Annotated in this window: 15 protein-coding genes and 1 tRNA gene; 9 read left to right on the forward strand and 7 right to left on the reverse strand. The window is 55.5% G+C overall.

Annotated features, from left to right (window positions below; all coding sequences use genetic code 11):
- On the forward strand, positions 1–710 hold a 710-nt coding region (gene rsmA, locus NZ705_03675; protein MCS7292058.1), incomplete at its 5' end, for a 16S rRNA (adenine(1518)-N(6)/adenine(1519)-N(6))-dimethyltransferase RsmA.
- Here rsmA and NZ705_03680 read toward each other — a convergent pair.
- Positions 648–1,901, reverse strand: a complete 1,254-nt coding sequence (locus NZ705_03680; protein ID MCS7292059.1) for a hypothetical protein — start codon at positions 1,899–1,901, stop codon at positions 648–650. The two genes, rsmA and NZ705_03680, sit on opposite strands and share 63 nt — an antisense overlap.
- A 298-nt stretch (positions 1,902–2,199) precedes the next feature.
- Between NZ705_03680 and NZ705_03685 the strand changes: the two genes are divergently transcribed.
- Positions 2,200–2,272 (forward strand) — tRNA-Trp (locus tag NZ705_03685).
- Positions 2,273–2,384: 112 nt separating this feature from the next.
- Here NZ705_03685 and NZ705_03690 read toward each other — a convergent pair.
- From NZ705_03690 to NZ705_03700, 3 genes are all read right to left on the reverse strand, one after another.
- Positions 2,385–3,212, reverse strand: coding sequence for a site-specific integrase (locus tag NZ705_03690; protein ID MCS7292060.1), 828 nt, complete (start codon positions 3,210–3,212; stop codon positions 2,385–2,387).
- Between the two features lie 451 nt (positions 3,213–3,663).
- A complete protein-coding gene (locus NZ705_03695; protein MCS7292061.1) occupies positions 3,664–3,882 on the reverse strand; it encodes a helix-turn-helix domain-containing protein in 219 nt (72 codons plus the stop codon).
- Complete coding sequence (locus NZ705_03700; GenBank protein ID MCS7292062.1) at positions 3,866–4,342, reverse strand: helix-turn-helix domain-containing protein; 477 nt, start codon at positions 4,340–4,342, stop codon at positions 3,866–3,868. The genes NZ705_03695 and NZ705_03700 overlap by 17 nt, the downstream gene beginning before the upstream one ends.
- Positions 4,343–4,385: 43 nt before the next feature.
- On the opposite strand from NZ705_03700, the gene NZ705_03705 reads away from it, so the two are divergent.
- Together NZ705_03705 and NZ705_03710 are read left to right on the forward strand one after the other, a co-directional pair.
- Positions 4,386–4,559 carry a hypothetical protein gene (locus NZ705_03705; GenBank protein MCS7292063.1) on the forward strand — a complete coding sequence of 58 codons (174 nt, stop codon included), beginning with the start codon at positions 4,386–4,388 and terminating at the stop codon, positions 4,557–4,559.
- A gap of 800 nt (positions 4,560–5,359) precedes the next feature.
- Positions 5,360–7,399, forward strand: a complete 2,040-nt coding sequence (locus NZ705_03710; GenBank protein ID MCS7292064.1) for a DUF3987 domain-containing protein — start codon at positions 5,360–5,362, stop codon at positions 7,397–7,399.
- A 375-nt stretch (positions 7,400–7,774) separates the two neighbouring features.
- Here the strand turns inward: NZ705_03710 and psbP are convergent, their stop codons facing one another.
- The gene (gene psbP, locus NZ705_03715) at positions 7,775–8,314 is read right to left on the reverse strand and encodes a photosystem II reaction center PsbP (GenBank protein ID MCS7292065.1); all 540 of its coding nucleotides are present in this window, start codon (positions 8,312–8,314) and stop codon (positions 7,775–7,777) included.
- Between the two features lie 106 nt (positions 8,315–8,420).
- On the opposite strand from psbP, the gene NZ705_03720 reads away from it, so the two are divergent.
- Genes NZ705_03720 through NZ705_03730 form a run of 3 tightly spaced genes read left to right on the forward strand, consistent with a single transcriptional unit; the run spans position 8,421 to position 10,470 of the window.
- Entirely contained in the window at positions 8,421–9,854 is a 1,434-nt protein-coding gene (locus tag NZ705_03720) for a carotenoid oxygenase family protein (protein MCS7292066.1), read from the forward strand.
- 32 nt (positions 9,855–9,886) lie between these two features.
- Positions 9,887–10,186, forward strand: a complete 300-nt coding sequence (locus NZ705_03725) for a TMEM165/GDT1 family protein (GenBank protein ID MCS7292067.1) — start codon at positions 9,887–9,889, stop codon at positions 10,184–10,186.
- Positions 10,183–10,470 (forward strand): TMEM165/GDT1 family protein, encoded by a 288-nt coding sequence (locus NZ705_03730; protein MCS7292068.1) that lies wholly within the window; start codon positions 10,183–10,185, stop codon positions 10,468–10,470. The genes NZ705_03725 and NZ705_03730 overlap by 4 nt, the downstream gene beginning before the upstream one ends.
- Positions 10,471–10,494: 24 nt before the next feature.
- Here NZ705_03730 and psbB read toward each other — a convergent pair whose 3' ends face one another.
- Entirely contained in the window at positions 10,495–12,030 is a 1,536-nt protein-coding gene (psbB, locus tag NZ705_03735) for a photosystem II chlorophyll-binding protein CP47 (GenBank protein ID MCS7292069.1), read from the reverse strand.
- Positions 12,031–12,222: 192 nt separating this feature from the next.
- Here psbB and NZ705_03740 point away from each other — a divergent pair, with 192 nt between their 5' ends.
- Both NZ705_03740 and NZ705_03745 read left to right on the forward strand, forming a co-directional pair.
- Positions 12,223–13,884 (forward strand): B12-binding domain-containing radical SAM protein, encoded by a 1,662-nt coding sequence (locus NZ705_03740; protein ID MCS7292070.1) that lies wholly within the window; start codon positions 12,223–12,225, stop codon positions 13,882–13,884.
- Positions 13,850–14,311, forward strand: coding sequence for a hypothetical protein (locus NZ705_03745; GenBank protein ID MCS7292071.1), 462 nt, complete (start codon positions 13,850–13,852; stop codon positions 14,309–14,311). Before NZ705_03740 ends, NZ705_03745 begins: the two co-directional genes overlap by 35 nt.
- On the opposite strand, the gene NZ705_03750 is transcribed toward NZ705_03745, so the two are convergent.
- Positions 14,269–15,156 (reverse strand): inositol monophosphatase family protein, encoded by an 888-nt coding sequence (locus NZ705_03750; protein MCS7292072.1) that lies wholly within the window; start codon positions 15,154–15,156, stop codon positions 14,269–14,271. The genes NZ705_03745 and NZ705_03750 overlap by 43 nt on opposite strands.
- Positions 15,157–15,213 lie beyond the last annotated feature (57 nt).

Consider the following 15,213-nt stretch of genomic DNA (forward strand, 5'->3'; position numbering starts at 1 on the left):
CCCGCGTTCAGGGTTTACTGGCCGTCGAACTGGATGGACAACTGGTGCAATTTCTCCAGAAAAAATATGGCCATTACTCCCATTTCTGGCTTGTGCAAGCAGACATCTTAACCTTTAATTTACGGGCAACGCTGGACCAAAATCCCGACTTTCCTCCACCCAATAAGGTCGTCGCGAATATCCCTTATCACATCACCGGCCCTTTGCTGAAATATCTGGTGGGTTCGCCGGCTCGTCCCTGGCCCTGGCCTTTCCAGCGCGTGGTGCTCCTCGTGCAAAAGGAAGTCGCGCAACGTCTCACCGCTCAGCCTGGAAGTAAAATCTTTGGTTCTTTGTCAGTCCTTCTTCAGTATGTTGCGCACTGTGAGTGGGTCTGTGATGTCCCATCTGACGCCTTTTATCCGCGACCGCAAGTAGATTCCGCCGTCATTTGTCTTACGCCCCGCCAGCCGGAACCAGCAGCGACTCATCCCCGCCGGTTTGAGCAGTGGGTACGTCAAGGATTTAGCCAGCGCCGCAAGATGTTGCGCAATACGTTGCCTATAGACCGAACAATTTTAATTCCTATCTTGGAACAACTCGGTTATCCTGATACTGTGCGAGCGGAAGCAATTAGCGCTACGGACTGGGTGCGTTTATGCAACGAACTACACAATCAGTTGTCGGATGAAACGCAGGTCCACCACTCCAAAGTGCAAGCTGAAGGCTAACTTAAAATTCTCCAACACTTTAATCAGCCAGCGCACTTCTCCCTGCAATTTTTCGGCGTAGTAATTGAATAGGTGGCAGAGCAGCCGTTCCAAATACCCCTTGACCTTGCGGCAAATCAACACAATTTTTAAGAGTAAACCCACTACTTTCGTTGGCCCCAATTGGCACAGCAAATCGATAAAGGTCTTGTGATTACCGTTTTGGGCATTGTCAATCACGAGAAAATTTAACAAGCGGCTGCAGGTGCGAGTCAGGAGAAAATCATTGACGCCCTGGTGGTCGAACTGGGGGAATAGCTCATCTAAAAACTTATACAACTTGCGTGCAAAAATATCCCGATCTACCCCCGCCGGCATGGACGTAATGATGTAATTAGCCAAGTTTTGTTTGAACAACCGATAATTTTGGCCTTCGGAATTCTCCCGCAAAAACTTTTCCGCCCGCTCTTGATAGGTCATGCCGTTGTCCACCTTGCCGCCGAATAATTTGAGTGCCAGGTACAGTTCTTGATTGGTTAGAATGGTGGGGTTTTTCACGGGTTGGCAATTTTTATCGGCCCCGAGCGCCCGCCGGTATTCGTAGGTGACATAGCGCGCCAACTGGTGTTCAAACTGGCGTTGGGCTTCGGTTTGGAGCTGCTGGACCACTTCCAACTGCTCCCGGAACTGCTGGCGGTCTTCTGTACCCGTCAGTTGGGCTTCGTAGAGATAGGGATAACGGCGCAATAAGCTCGCTAAGGGGCGGTCATCGGCTGGTTCGTCGCTGGCGTCTATGAGGGTGATGGTTTGGTACAACCGCAGGTACAAATCGGTCTGGGCAAAGCCTTGAAATAAGCGCCGCAAGGTTCCGACTGCCCGGCCTCGGTCGATCCCCCGCACTGGCGTCGGTCGAGTGAACATCTCTAACAACTGCTGCATCGCCCCCCGGTACTGGGACTGGTTGCGCCAGTGATTAACCAGGATGTAACAGCAGCGGTTCAGGATGTAGCGAAATCGCTTGGAGGCATCGGTGCGCAAAACCGCCCGTTCCAAAGCTGCGACGACATCTGGTTCACCTCGCAACTCGGTAAATAACTCCCAAAATCGGGCCAGTACCGCCTCGGGTGTTTCCTGCCGCACCCACCGGTACACACCGCTGTAGATGACCTCCTCGTCCGGGTTGTAGAGAATGTCCATTAAATAGTCCGCCATTCCTCCACCTCCCGACCTACGGCGACCAACCCCAGCATCGACTTCAGTAACAATACGGATAAATCGCAGTACATTGTTTACGCATTTACGTAGATTTACGTAGGCGACCTTGCCCGATGGAATGCCTGTTTCCTTAACTTTTATTAGACCGGAAAACGGTAGCAATCTGTGTAAGTCAGATCACAGGGGGATGGTGCTCCGAGTCATCTAGGCGTCCAGGGCCAAGTCCCGTTATTCTCACTCTGACCAATGCAGGTGGCTTCGCTATAGACTAGAAGATGGTAGGATCAATGGCCGTGCGTCCTTAGTTCAGTTGGTAGAACGTCGGTCTCCAAAACCGAAAGTCGGGGGTTCGAGTCCCTCAGGGCGCGTCGAAAACCTAAGCCCTAAAACGCAATACCTGGGCCGTTTCTAGCCGTTAGCGGGTCTGGGGGATGTTGTCCAAATGGGACTGATTCCGACTGGTTGCTGGCCATTTTCTAGTCAAGATTTAGTCAAGGCTAGGTTGGCCAGGGGTGGGGTAGGCCGGTCAGGGGCACGGCATACGCGGTTGTACTCCTGCTGGTACAGGTCAGCAGTGATCCAACGGTGGTAGGTTTGGGTGTGGACTTCCACCGAATGGCCCATCATCCGAGCAGCCAGGGCAATGGGTAGGTTGAACTGGATAGCCCGGATAGCCCAACAGTGGCGAAGTGCATAGGGCGTGAAAGGAACATTAGCCCGTCGAAAGGCTTGGGTGACCCGTTGACCAAGGTCTCGGTTAGTAGCCCCACTGCAAGGGGGGAGCATTTCCTGGTCTAAGCACCACTGGGTTGCCCATTCCGGGTACAGGGGATACACCAGGCGGCTACCTGTCTTACCATCTGTGACCCGCAACTGGGGAAAGTCTGACCACTCCAGGTGGAATACTTCGTGTGGGCGTAACCCGTAAGCAGCTAAAACACCATAAACCCATCGCCAATGGGGATTTTTTATCTGCTCCCGAGTGATGACAATTTGTTCATCGGTGGGTAGTTCCCGTTCCCCAACAGACCGGTGGGAGTAGTTACCCCGCAGGGGTTTCAGGTCAATCGAGGACAAACCGGCAAAATTGGCCAAAGCCTGACAAGCTTGAACCCATCGCCGTCGGGTACGGGTATTGGGCGGGGTTTGCTTGACTGCTTGCTCTAGCAAGTCACTGGTCAGGGGGAGATGCCCTGGCAAGTGTTTGAATACGGCTAGATAGTCCGTTTTCCAGGTCGTTTGAGTTTTATCTGTGCATCCCCTACGGGTGAAATAATCCTGCTCAAAACGGCTAACCCAATCGGCCACAGTTGTCGGTTTCTTCTCATCTCTTAGATAGATTTCCCAGCTAAATTCTTTACGGGCAAGTAATCCTGATACTTTATGGGCTTCCTTTTCTGCTTCTTTAACTCCGGCTGGATTTGCTTCAATATACAATCGCGATAACGGTATGCGTTGTTGCTTCCTAATGGGACTGTTTTCCCTATTACGGATTGGGAACATTCCCCGCAAATACAAGGCACTACCAATCCGTTCTATACGGATACTGATGCCACCAGCTTTGAGCCTTTGGTTAGCTTGGTCAATTAACTGCTTAACCCGATCAGGTTTGGTCATATTACGTTGTACTGCTAATGTTTACAACATCGCATTGGTTGGACTTTTGCAGCCAAATCAAGTGAAAAAAAATTGTTACCCATGCATCCGGTACTATGACCTTATTTTACCGGATATATGGCTATTTGGTGATACTGGTTTTTCATAGTTTAATACCAAATGCTTCGGCAATACGTGTTTTATGCCAGCGATAAGTTGGTCGGTAAGCATCCGGATCAAGGGCATAATAATGAAAACCCTTAACCAGTTTATTGCCATGTATCAGGCGGTAGAGATGCTCACGAGAGACCCCCAGGAGATGGGTCATCTCTGTTGTTGATACCCACATCTTTTCCGACTTGGGGTTAGTTTTCTTGGTCATTGTCTTCACTCTCCATTGCTTTTCTTTCTTGCTGCATATTGACGCTGATCCATTCGGTCAGCTTCATAGCTGGAGTGCCATCCTTAAATTTGGGAATCGTTTGCTTGGCCTGCTCTAGTAGGTCTGGGGTGGTTATCCCCAGCTTGAGCAGCGTGTCCAGCACAGCTTGGATATTTTCTGGTTTTTCCCGTTCGAGTATCTCAGGTTGAGAGACCGACCGGGCTAGGTCGTAAAACTCGTCGGGGTACTTCAGCACTTCGTAGAAGGTCAACGTGGCCACAGGGTCAACCTGGCGTAACCCATCGGCCAGCTTCTCAATGTCATCCCACATCAAGGACGCTTGCCGTCCCGTTATCACCTTGCTCAGGTTGGCTTTACTGACCCCAGATAACTTAGCCAGCCGGTAGGCCGTCAGGTTCCACCGAGAAAGAATCAACTGTATTGCCTTGCCAATGTTCATGGTTTTGTTTTAGTATTTAGGTAGTCTCTATTAGGATACCACTATGACCCGACGCTTTTCAAGCCAATTGTCGCCCATTAAGCTAAGCGATGACCTACGCCAAGCGTTACAGCAGATTGCTGATGAACGGGAAATACCCCTGGCACTTGCTGTTCGGGAAGCTATCCGGCTGTATGTGAAATTCCACGGCAAAAATTCATCGGTCGAAACTCTGTAAACAATGTACTGCTTTTGTTTACATTGTCGTTCTGATGGAGATTTAGAGATGAAGACGTACTTCAACATGGCATTGGTTTGGATGGGGTCTTTAGCCCATAAAAAATCGCCCCAGAGATTGGTCGTCTGGGGCAATTCTGCAACTGTAAACATTAACACTCCAAAGGAGGTTTGATCATGAATGTAACAGAAAAATTCTCCCACTCTAGTATGTCACATCCTTGTCCTGTTTGCGGTCGCACCAAGGATGGTGACTGTCGGATAACGGCTGATAGTGTGTTTTGCCATACGCACCAGCATATCCGGCCAGGGGAGACGCTCAAGGGCCATGATGGCCAGACCTGGGCGTGTGTTAGTAAGACGGCCAAGGGTGCAGGATGGGGTATCTTTAAGCTGCATCAACCCCGCCAGTGGGTGAAACCCGCACGACCGAAACAGGAAACCTACTACCAGTACCCTGGACGGGATGGAAAGCCACTGGTACGGGTCAAGCGGATTGATGATGGTCAAGGGCGCAAGCGCTTCATCCAGGAACGGTGGGATGGCCACCGGTGGGTGGCTGGTCTGGGTGACCTGAACCGGCGCTTAATCCCGGTTTACCGGTATACCGATGTCCGGCGGGCAATCGAATTGGGGAATGGCCCCAAGCTGGACGGGAAACCCCTGGTGGTTTGGGTGGAAGGGGAGAAAACCGCAGATGCACTTTGGGAGGTTGGTATTCCGGCCACCACATCCATTGGGGGTAGCCAGGGGTTTACGTCCTACGGCGAGTATTACCACGACCTAGAAGGGGCTGTCTTGGTGATTGCCCCTGACCGTGATCAGAAGGGGTTGGAGTATGCTCGCCAGGTGGCTGCTGCCTTCAATGGCAACGTCAAGGGGTGGGTTTATGCCGGGGATAAGGCCCATTGGCAAGACCCCAGCGATGGCTATGACCTGGCGGACTGGATTGCCGAACTACGCCAGCAGGGACTTGATGATACGGCCATCCGTCAATTCATCCTGGGCGCTATTGGCCAAAAGAGAGAAATCGCTGTTCCGGTTTCATCCCGTGGCGATGGCGAAACTGAAGTTACCCATGAACTGGTGGGTCAGTTATTGGCACAAACCCAAGCCCGTTTTGACATCCACAAACTAGTTCACCCCACCCTGGCAAAAGCCATCAGCTCAAAAGCCCAGTCGTTCAATTTGCCGCCAGAGATATTGCTGAGTGTGTTTCTGGTGGTGGCATCATCCTTGGTTCCCCACAAATTGCAACTAGGAGAAGACTACTTGATACCTGGTTTGCTTTGGCTCGGTCTGGTGGGAGACAGTGGCACTGGGAAAAGCCCTGTCTTAGACTTATTTACATCGCCATTGCAGAATCTGCAACTAGAAGCGTTTGAAAGCTATAAGCAAGAACTGAAAGAGTGGGAAAATACAGAAGATAGAGACGAAGACCTTAAGCCCAAACGACGGTTTTACTACATTTCCGATTTGACTTGGGAAGCCATCAAAAAAGCAATGGAAGCCCGTAGCCATTGCTTAGTTTATTCGGACGAGTTAGCTGGTTTTGTCAATGGCTTAGGCCAATACAAACCAAGGGCTGGGAATGACCGACAACGCTGGTTGACAGCATATAACGGTGGTTCAATTGACATTCTCAGGGTTGATGAGTCCCACCATATCCCTAGTGTACACCTAAGCATTTTGGGTGGTATCCAGCCCAGTGTCTTGCATAAACTCATCAAGAGTGATGGCGAAGTGGTAGATGGGTTTTGGGCACGGTTTATGTGGGTAGAAATGCCACATAGAAAAGTCCCCTGCCCACTGGATATGCCCAAATCAAACCTGCTCTCTGTCCTGGAATCGGTTTACCAGGTTTTAGATCGCAGGGCAAGCGTTTCCACCACATTTGAACTAGACGCCAAAGGAAAGCAAGTCTGGCGACAATGGTGGGATGAGATTGAGACCTTGAAAGACGATGAACTAAATCCGTTCATCCGTGCCCTGTATCCCAAATTGTTGGAACGGGCTGGACGGATTGCTCTGGTTGCTCATTGCGTGAACTGTGCAGTTGCCAATACCCCACCAGGGGAAACCATCCCAGTCGAAACCCTGAAGTGGGCAATTGCCTTTACCCGGTGGACACTTCAGCAAGCCAGGGCTGTTTATGGTGATTGTGGCTATGCCGAATCACCTGAAGCCCAACGAGTCGCCCGTTTTGTGCAACGCTTCCAAGGGAAGCAAGTGAACGGTCGGCGGGTTGTGACCTGGTGGACAGGTGGAAAGAAACCAAGCGCTAAGGATGCCCGGAATTGGTTGGCCAACTTGGTCAACCTGGGATATGCCCAGCCCGTTAAGGGAACCCCTGACCAACCTGATTACACCGTGCTGGTTTTAGGTACATCAGGTACATCACAGGTACAAAATCGCCCAAATGCCGACTATGACGATGTTCCAGCAGGTACATCGTCAGGTACATCACCAGGTACATCGCAGGTACATCCGGTACATGCCCCATGGGAGATACTGGATGATGTACCTGGGAATGTACCTGATGTACCTGGGAATGTACCTGATGCAGGTACACCGGAAAGTCTCTACCTGTCGGGCTTTCCGGAAATTGTACCTGATGTACCTGATGTACCTGACGATGTACCTGAAGAGCAGCCACCGACCCTGACGAAGGAAGAAATCCTGGAGCGATTTCCACTTGGTTCGCTGGTGTTGGCACCTAGACAGTCGAGGCCGTTGCCTGTAGTGGGTGTGGTGTCTACGTTCAATTTGCTGAAGCTTCAGCAGCCAAATGGCGAACCCTGGTACGTACATTGGGTAGATGCCAAGTTGGTAAAGGAGTAGATGCCTAATGGCCACCAGATGCCAAAGCTTTGGTTCAGCATCGGTGTTAAAGAGCGACGTTATACTTTCTGAAGCAATCCCCAGACGGTTGTTTTAGTCAAGATTTAGTCAAGCTTCGGGGGGCTATGGCCAGAATGACGACTACAACGGTTCTTCCTGGTCTGCTGGTATGGTCTCCAAAACCGAAAGTCGGGGGTTCGAGTCCCTCAGGGCGCGTCGAAAACCTAAGCCCTAAAACGCAATACCTGGTTTCCCTTGTACGACGAGGGCTGATCCAGAGGCGGGATGGGTGTAAATTGTTTGACGGGATACACCACTGACCTCTCACTTGCTGGCTCGTCCCTGCGCTTGGGTTGCAGTTTTGTCCTTAGCTTCTTAGTTCACTTGGAAGGAGTTGACCACCTTTCGCGCTAGCGTCATGACCTTCGGCCAACGCTGTTCAGGAATAGAGACATTTAACGTATAGAGCTGGCCGTGGCGGGTAGTAATAGCAGCCAAGTTGTGGCGCGTCCCAGTAGCGGTGTTCACGACGTACTCCAAGGTGTAGTAGAGTTGCTGGTCAGTGGTTTGGCGACTTTCAGCGCTGAGAAGCTGGGGTTTACGGTCCACGGCGGCTTGGGCCAGGGCAGTCTGCATCAATCGTTCCCCTAGTTCCGCCGGCGACCCTAACTCCGCCAGGGTTTTCCCGGATTTCACAGGACTGATGACCAAACTCAAGGTCTCACTCGGGTCAATTAGGTCGTGAAACACCACGGCGTACTTCTGTGGCGGCGCTGGCACCTGCACCCAGCCGTTGGGATAAAGAAATTGATAGCGCCCTGCTGCGTCCACATAGGGATTCAAGCCCGCTGTGCCCACGCTGCAACCGGTTAACCCAACCACCAGCCACAACAACCCCAACCAGACCCAACGCATCGCTAGCACCTGTGACGCTACTCCTTCCTTTCGATTGTGCCACCCAACATCCCTACCCCTGGGTTAAAATCGAGCTATTAAGTTTCTTTAAGATTTGTGACGGGCCATGACCACTGCGACGGCTGCCTATCGGCTGGAGGACTGGCGGGGAGGTCATCGCACCCAGCCCCAGGAATTTGCCTACTGGGTGGAGGAGGTCACGGGGCAGATACCAGCGGGGTTAACGGGGACGCTCTACCGCAACGGGCCGGGACGGTTGGACCGGGGAGGACAGCGCTATCATCACCCGTTCGATGGAGATGGCATGGTGAACCAGGTGTGTTTTCGGGACGGACGCGCCTTCTATCGCAATCGCTATGTGCAAACTCCGGAATTGCTGGCCGAAGAACGGGCCAACCAGATTCTCTACCGGGGGGTCTTTGGCACCCAAAAACCGGGAGGTTGGTGGAATAATTTTCTCGATTTGCGCTTGAAAAATATCGCCAACACCAACGTGGTGTACTGGGGCGACCGGTTACTCGCCCTGTGGGAAGCAGCTCACCCGTATCGCCTGGACCCTAAAACCTTAGCCACGCTGGGGTTAGATAATCTTGGGGGCCTGATTCCCGACGGTCATGGGTTTTCGGCTCACCCCCGCATTGATCCCCAGGGATTACTGGTGAATTTCGGGGTCAAAACGGGCTTCAACAGCGACCTGCGGCTTTATGAATTTGATGACCGCTGGGGGGTCGTGCGGCAGCATCAATACACCATCAGCGGGTTTGCCTTTCTGCACGACTTCATCCTGACAGAGCACTACTACGTGTTTTTCCAAAATCCGGTCACCTTTTTCCCGCTGCCCTACCTGTTGGGGTGGACAGGGGCGGCCCAATGCCTGCACTTTAACCGGGAGCAACCCACACGCATCCTGGTGATTCCCCGCGCCGGTGGTCCGGTCCGCGTGTTTCTGACGGAACCCTGCTTTGTCTTTCACCACGCCAACGGCTACGAGCAGGGGGAGGAGCTGGTCCTGGACTCCATCTGCTACAGCCACTTCCCCACGATTGACCAGCAGACGGACTACCGGTTTGTGGATTTTGCGTCGCTGCCGGCGGGGCAACTCAAGCGCTTTCGGGTAAATTTGACGACGCACCAAGTGCGTACCGAAATGCTCCTGCCCCGTTGCTGCGAATTTCCCCAGGTGCATCCCCAGCGGGTGGGACGGCCCTACCGGTGGGTCTACCTGGGAGTTGCGGCGGACCCCGTGGCGAACGCGCCGTTGCAGGGGATCATGGCGCTGGAGGTGGAAACGGGTCAACAAAGTCTTTGGCTGGCAGGACCGCGCGGCTTTGTCGGCGAACCGGTGTTTGTGCCCCGCAGCGATGGGGAAACGGACGGCTGGTTACTCACGTTTGTCTATAACGCCGCCCGCCAATGCACAGATATTGTCATTCTAGATGCGGCGGAAGTGGCTGCTGGACCGGTGGCGACGCTGCACCTGCGGCACCATGTGCCCTACGGGTTACACGGGTCGTTCACGCCGGTCTATTGGGGGCCGTGATAGGATGAAGAGCGGGTGACAAGCATGCGGTCATGGCCACGCATCCCGACGCTTCACGGCTAAAGATTGTCCTGGGGAGTTTTGGTACGGTGTTGCTTGCGGAATTGGGGGATAAGACCCAGGTGACCACGCTGCTGATGACGGGGTCTTCCCACCAACCGGGCGTGGTGTTTGCAGGTGCCGCGCTGGCTCTGCTCGTGACCAGCAGCCTAGGGGTGTGGGTGGGGCATTGGCTGAGTCAACGGTTGCCCCCTAGGCGCGTGGAGATGGTTTCGGGGTTGTTTTTTCTGCTGGTTGCCCTGTGGTTGGGCTGGGATTGGTGGCAGGCATGAATTGGCAACTGCTGGTGGTCACCTTTATCAGCGTTTTCTTGGCGGAGGTGGGGGATAAAAGTCAACTGGCAACGATTGCCCTCAGCAGTGGTTCCGGTGCGCCGCGCTGGGTGTTCCTGGGAACCGCCGCCGCTTTGCTCACTTCGAGTTTTTTGGGGGTGTTTGGGGGCGAGTGGCTCTGCCGAATGCTGCCCCTGGAGAACCTGCAACTGTTGGCGGCGCTAGGGTTTTTCTGGCTGGGATTGCGCAGTTTGTGGCCTAAAACCAAGGGGCCAGGCGCTTGACCCCTGACCCCCTGGGTCGGCAAACTAGACTGCTGTTTGCTCGGTGCGCCGTGTGGTCTTGTCGCCTACCTTCAGGAACGCCCCGAATTCCACCTGCTCGCCGATGCTTTCATCAATTCCGGCGAACACATCTCGGAACAGGGTGCGCGCCCCGTGCCAGATATGCCCAAAGAAAAACAGCAGGGCAAAGGAGGCGTGGGCAAAGGTAAACCACCCGCGCGGGCTGGTGCGGAATACCCCGTCCGATTTGAAAATCTCCCGGTCAAACTCAAAGGGTTCGCCCAACTGGGCCTTGCGGGCGTAGTACTTGACCGTTGCCGGGTCAGTGAAGGTTTGGCCGTTGAGCTTGCCGCCATAGAAGGTGACCGTTACCCCCGTCTGCTCGATGCTGTACTTGGAGTCGGCCCGCCGGAAGGGAATATCGGCCCGCACGATACCTTCCTCATCCACCAGGATCACCGGGAAGGTCTCGAAGAAGTTGGGCAAGCGCCGCACGGTCAAAATCCGACCTTCAGCGTCTTTGAACTCAGGGTGCCCCAACCAGGCGATGGCCAGGCCGTCCCCCTTGTTCATCGGACCCGCCCGGAAAAGGCCTCCTTTAGCTGGACTGTTGCCCACGTAGTCGTAAAAAGCCAGCTTTTCGGGAATCCGCGACCAGGCCTCCTGCTTGCTCAAACCCGCCGCTAGACCTTCCTGCACTCGCCGCTGAATTTCCTTTTGGAAATAGCCCTTGTCCCACTGGTAGCGCGTAGGGCCGAACAGTTCCACCGGCGTCGTTGCCGAACCATACCACATCGTCCCGGCCACCACAAACGCGGCGAAGAACACGGCGGCGATACTGCTGGAGAGCACCCCTTCAATATTCCCCATGCGCAGGGCGCGGTAGAGTCGCTGGGGCGGTCGCACCGTCAAATGGAACAACCCGGCGATGATCCCGACAATCCCTGCGGCAATGTGGTGCGCCACCACACCCCCCGGATTAAAGGGGTTGAAGCCTTCGGGTCCCCAGGCGGGGGCCACTGGTTGCACATGGCCGGTTAACCCGTAGGGGTCGGAAACCCACATCCCCGGCCCAAACAGGCCAGTCAGGTGAAACGCCCCAAACCCAAAGCACAGCAGACCTGCTAAAAACAGGTGAATGCCGAATATCTTGGGCAAATCCAGCGCCGGTTCGCCGGTGCGGGGGTCGCGGAACAATTCCAGGTCCCAATACACCCAGTGCCAAATCGCCGCCAGGAACAACAGCCCCGACAGGATGATATGGGCCGCCGCCACCCCTTCAAACGACCACAGACCCGGGTCGGTAATCGCTTCCCCGTAGATATTCCAACCGCCCCAGGAATTGGTCACTCCCAGGCGCACCATAAACGGCAACACAAACATCCCTTGCCGCCACATGGGATTGAGCACCGGGTCAGTATGGTCAAACACCGCCAGCTCGTACAGGGCCATGGAGCCAGCCCAGCCCGCCACCAGCGACGTGTGCATTAAGTGAACAGAAATCAGCCGCCCTGGGTCGTTAATGACGACTGTATGGACTCGGTACCAGGGTAGTCCCATTGACTACATGCCTCCTTTGTCTCAAACCGCTTTTACACCTACAGCTTCGATTGTAAGGGCGAGGTTGACCGGCCAAACCGACACTTTCCCCCTCCCCGACGGACACGAAACTTGAGTTACATTTTACTAAGAAGATCGGGGGCTATCCCCGCCAGTTCGCAATAGTACTTAACATGAGCTTTCAGATTGGCGGTGCCTAAGGTTTGGCCAGAGGAGCGGTGGCTGGTGACGCCGGTCGTGCCTGAGGCAACGGCGGTGCCGTTGGTGTGGGCTTATCCGAATACCTACAGCGTGGGGATTACCAGCCTGGGCTACCAGTTGATTTGGGGGTTGCTGGTGCAGCAGCCCCAGGTGCGGGTGAGTCGCTGGTTTATTGATGAACGGGAACCGCTTGCGACCCTGCCGGAACTGGTTGGGTTTTCCTTCGCTTGGGAGCTGGACTATCCGCATCTTTTCGATATCTTGGAACAACTTGACACGCCCCTGTGGAGCCGCGACCGCCAGGCGGGAGACCCCCTGGTGTTTGGGGGCGGGCCCGTGCTGAGCGCCAACCCCGAACCCTTTGCCGAGATTTTCGATGTGATTTTGCTGGGGGATGCGGAGGAACTCATCCCGCGCTTTTTAGAGGCCTACCTAGCGGTGCGTTCTGCCCCGCGGCAGGACCAACTGGGGCACCTGGCGCAGGTTCCCGGGGTGTATGTCCCCCAGTTCTATCAGCCGCGATACACCACGCCGACGGGGTTTCTGGAAACCGTTTGTCCTCATCCCGACGTCCCAGCGCAGGTCCAGCGCCAGGTCTATCAGGGCCAGCGCCTGGCTGTATCCACGGTGGTGACCCCCCGCGCCGCCTGGGAAAACATCTACCTGGTGGAGGTGGTGCGCAGTTGCCCGGAGATGTGCCGGTTTTGCCTGGCCAGCTACCTCACCTTGCCATTTCGCAAAGCCGATGTGGGGGAAGGATTGCTACCCGCCATCTTGCAGGGGTTGACGGTGACAAACCGGATTGGCCTGCTGGGGCCGTCGGTGACCCAACACCCGGAATTCCCCGCCCTGCTGACCGCCTTGAACCAACCGGAATTTGACCAGGTGCGGATAAGTATTGCGTCGGTGCGGGCGGCGACGGTGGATGCGTTGCTGGTGGAAACGCTGGCGCGCCATCACACCCAGTCTCTGACGATTGCCGTCGAAAGCGGGTCGGAGCGCCTGCGCCAGGTGATGAACAAAAAACTGGACCAGGCGGAGATTTACCGGGCGGCCCAGGTGGCCCAGCAGGGGGGTCTCAAGGGCCTGAAACTTTACACGATGGTGGGGGTGCCCACTGAAACCGAAGCGGACCTGGAGGCGACAGTGCAACTGGGCCGGGAGCTGCGGAAACTCACCCCCCGCCTGCGCTTGAGTTTTGGGTGCAGCACCTTTGTCCCCAAGGCCCAGACTCCCTGGCAATGGTGCGGTGTCAACCCCCAAGCGGAAAAGCGGCTGCAATTGCTGGCCAAGCAACTGGGGAAACTGGGGGTGGACTTTCGCCCAGAACCCTACAAGGATTCGCTGGTGCAGGCGTTGCTCTCGCGCGGCGACCGGCGGTTGGGGCCGTTGCTGCTGTTAACCCGCGAGTACGGCGTTTCCCTGGGGGGCATCCGGCGCGCCTTCAAGGCGTTGCAGGACCAGTTGCCGCCTTTGGATTTCTACGTGCATCAAGACTGGCCGCCCGACGCGCCCCTTCCCTGGCAACACTTGACGGGGACGGTGACGCTGGCGATGCTCCACCAGCACTGGCAGCGCTCCCTAGGGCGCTATGATGAAAGAAACGGGGGAGCGGCCGATGGAACTGGAACAGCAGTTGCAACAACTCATTGACGAGGCCCCCAAAACGGACAACACGGCTCAACTGGTCCAGGTCATTGGTCCCCTGCTGCTGGAGGTCGCCAGGAACTTTCGCCATCGGCAGTACTACATCGTCCAAACGCTAGACAAACGCTGGCAGACGACCACCTACACCCCTGTGGGTCAACCCGGCCCGGAGCAGACGCTGGTGTATGCCTACTGCAGTCTCGAAGACGCCACCAACAGTATCCCCCTACCTAAAGACCCCTGGCTCATCGCTCTACCTGTGCCCGTGGTGCATATTATTTTTCAACTGCTGGCGCTGGAACCGGTCACGGGTGTGGTTTTTTGGGAAGAGCCAGGGCCGCGCTTAGGAACCCAGCTTCGCCGCAGCGAACTGCAGGCCTGCATCCAAAACTACCTGCTGCAACTGTCGGGGCCACCGCCGGATTTGGCCTGAATTTCCGTCACATACACCGCCTCCTGCATCAGCGGCAGGAGTTTAGGGAGAAATTCCGGCCAGCCAATGACAATCCGCTGGCGATGGCACAGGGTGTCGCTTTCTATCGCCTGGGGGTCAAACCGCAGGGGTTCGCCGTTGAGGTCGCAGCAGGTCAATCCCGCGCCCCGCGCTAGGGCGATGGGGCCAACCGTATCCCACAGCTTCACCCGCCGGTTGAAGTACACATAGGCCAAAGCCCGTCCCCGGATGACCTGCACCACCTTCAGCCCAAAACTCCCCATCGTCTGCAAGTCAGCACCCGGAATCAGTTGGGTCAACGCAGGGCCATAGCGCTGGCGGTCCTTGTCCCCAATCATCAACGGGCAATACCAGACCGACGGGGGTTCCGGACGTTTTTGGGGAAGGGGGGTCACCCGCTGGTCCGGCAATTGCTGATAGACGCCGTAGTGAGGTCCTCCCCAGTACAGCCGCTCCAGCACGGGCGCGTAGACCCAGCCAGCGGTCGGCTGGTACTGCTCCAACAACCCCACCATCAGGGCGTAGTAGGGACGCTGATGCACAAAATCGTCCGTGCCGTCAATTGGGTCAATGCACCAGAGCCGAGAACGACCGGCGTGATAGGCGTGACGGGAGTCGGGATTTTCTTCGCTAATCAGGCCGTCACTGGGAAACCACTGGCGAAACTGCTGTGTCAGCCGAGCATCCAACGCCTGGTCCACCGTGGTGACGTAGTCCGCCGGGCCTTTTTCCATGACCGAAAACCCGGTTTCGCTCATCTGTCGAGCCTGCGCGCCACATTCCCGGAGTAACGCGCGAATCGCCCCGTCCCACCGCCAGTCCATATCCGGCCCCCCACAGCAACCACTCTGTTACATTAGCCATTGTGGGGCAAGGGGGTC

Origin of the sequence: Gloeomargarita sp. SKYB120 (assembly GCA_025062155.1) — a bacterium.
Classification (GTDB): domain Bacteria; phylum Cyanobacteriota; class Cyanobacteriia; order Gloeomargaritales; family Gloeomargaritaceae; genus Gloeomargarita.